Consider the following 2,195-nt stretch of genomic DNA (forward strand, 5'->3'; position numbering starts at 1 on the left):
GACGTCGTGCGGTTCAGCTCGATCCGCGGCTTCAAGGGGCTGGAGGCGGCGGTCGTCGTGATGTGCGAGATGGAGGATCTCGACAGCTCCTCGATGGACCATCAGCTCTACGTCGGGATGTCGCGGGCGCGCAACCACGTGGTGCTGGTGGCGCCCGCCGGCGGCGCCGCGTAGTCCCACGTCGAGACGCCACCGCCCATGCGCCTCTACCTCGACGACACGCGGCCCGCCCCCGACGGCTGGACGCTCGCCCGCACAGCGCGCGAAGCGATCGCCGTCCTGCAGCGCACACCCGTCGACGAGCTGTCGCTCGATTACGACCTGCCGGGGGAGGACGGCACGGCCGTCACCGCATGGATGACGCGTGAGCGCGTGTGGCCGCTCGTCAGCGTGTCCGTGCACTCGTCCAACCCGCGCGGCGCGCTCGCGTTGAGCGAAGCGATCGAGCAGAGTCGGCTGTTCAGTGCCCCGCCGGGCGATCTGCGGCGGTTCGTGCGTCCCGGCATCGGGACCGACGGTGCCCCGAACGGCCCCTTCGCGTGGTACGGCGAGGCGACGCTGGAGTTCGACGGCTACTGCGGTCCCGTGCGCGACGCGCCCGGCCGCCCCGACGGGCAGGCGGTCTGCGTCATCACCGCCCACAACCCCGGTAGCGCCGTCATCGACGCCGACGAGAACGCGCACGCCAACGAGCGGCTCCGGGCACGGCTCGAGCACCTCGGCGCCGTCGCCGAGGAGGCCGGTGGCGGCGCCGCCGACGGCTCCCACTGGGAAGAGAGCTTCGCCGTCCGCGACGTGCCCGTGGAGGCCGTGCGCCTGCTCGGGCGGGACTTCGGGCAGCGCGCGATCTTCGTCGCGGACCGGCACGGCATCACGATCCGTGACTGTCGCCCGCTGTGGTTCCAGGACGGGCGCGAGAAGCTGCACGTGAAGGACGTCTGCGAGTCCCCGAGCGCGGCTCGGGCGGTGGCCGAGGCACTGAGCGATCACCGCCGCGGCGAACTCAGCGAGGACCAGACCGACGCCGTCATCACGGCGAACTGCCCGGGTCTGGACCCGCTCTGGGTTCGTCGGCTGCCGCCGCACGTGCTCCTCGTGCCCTGACCTCAGCGCACCCAGCGCCGCAGCGCCCTCGCCGGAAGGAACAGCTGCCTCGACGTACGTCGATGACGAGTCCTCACGCGCTGGACGCCCTCGGCGGCCCCCACAGCCGTCGTTCGACGTCATCGAGATGCACCCACGGACCACCGCTCCACGGGTCAGGGCGAATGTCGAGCCGATCCCGTTCGGGGTCGTCCTCGCGCACCTGGTCGAAGAGGCGCCGTGCGGTCGATACCGCGATCGCGCGAAGCAGCAGCGGCCAGCGGTCGTCTCCCGCCATCCGGCTCGCGGCCGCGTAGGCCGCCCAGCTGTCCCGCCCGAGGTAGAGCATCGCGCCGGCCGCACGCGCGAGGTCCGACTGCGGCGAGGTCGGCGTCGCCCGATCGAGCGCCGCGTGGGCGAGCCGGGTGGCGGCTGGGCCGCAGCCGCGCAGGACGATCGTGGCGCTCGCCGGATCGATGCTGCCGAACCAGACCCGCTGCGACAGGTCGGCGTCGACGGTTCTCGGTGTCCCGAGCAGCAGGACGCGCGACCAGCTGTCGATCGCCGGGTCGCGGACGATCTCCCGCAGCAGTTCGACACCGACGACGCGCCGGAGGTTCGGGGATCGCGCCAGCACCCACCACGTCGCCCCGCGCGCCCCTGGCTCCGACGCCAGTGCCAGGCGACAGGCCTCGTCTGCGGCCACGGCGGATTCCTCGTCCTCGTGGAGCCGCGCGGCCGCCCTGAGAAGGGCCGGGGGACCGGGCTCCTCGTCGGGTTCCGGGGCGACCACCTTACGCGGCAGCCGGCTCCACCTGCGTGGCTCGTCACGGCCGCAGAGGCGCTCGCCGGCGTCGCCGGCCAGGGCGGCGGCGTCCCACGCCGCGCCCAACGGCAGTCCGGACGTGCCGCTCGGGTCAGCGGCGAGCGCGGCCTTGACCGTCGCGCCGAGACTGCGGATCGCCGCGTCGGTCGTGAGGTCGACGAGCGGCGCCAGGTGCGCACACGAACCGGCAGGCGCCACGTCGAGCGTCACCGCTGTCGTCCAGACGGCGGCGGGCCGCACGCGCTCGAGCCCTTCGAAGCGAGCGAGCGCCGACACCGGGTCGCCC

General features: G+C 73.7%; 3 protein-coding genes. 2 read left to right on the forward strand and 1 reads right to left on the reverse strand.

Annotation, left to right across the window (positions count from 1 at the left end; translation table 11 throughout):
* The first annotated feature begins 6 nt into the window (after window positions 1-6).
* Together ABYE80_RS20065 and ABYE80_RS20070 are read left to right on the forward strand one after the other, a co-directional pair.
* Complete coding sequence (locus ABYE80_RS20065; RefSeq protein WP_372792103.1) at window positions 7-174, forward strand: ATP-binding domain-containing protein; 168 nt, start codon at window positions 7-9, stop codon at window positions 172-174.
* Window positions 175-198: 24 nt separating this feature from the next.
* Complete coding sequence (locus tag ABYE80_RS20070; RefSeq protein ID WP_372792099.1) at window positions 199-1,104, forward strand: DUF3293 domain-containing protein; 906 nt, start codon at window positions 199-201, stop codon at window positions 1,102-1,104.
* A 73-nt stretch (window positions 1,105-1,177) separates the two neighbouring features.
* Here ABYE80_RS20070 and ABYE80_RS20075 read toward each other — a convergent pair.
* Window positions 1,178-2,195: hypothetical protein (locus ABYE80_RS20075; RefSeq protein ID WP_372792101.1), on the reverse strand; the 1,018-nt coding region annotated here is incomplete at its 5' end.

The sequence above is a fragment of the Paraconexibacter sp. genome (genome assembly GCF_041602235.1).
In the GTDB taxonomy this organism is placed as follows: Bacteria; Actinomycetota; Thermoleophilia; order Solirubrobacterales; family Solirubrobacteraceae; genus Paraconexibacter.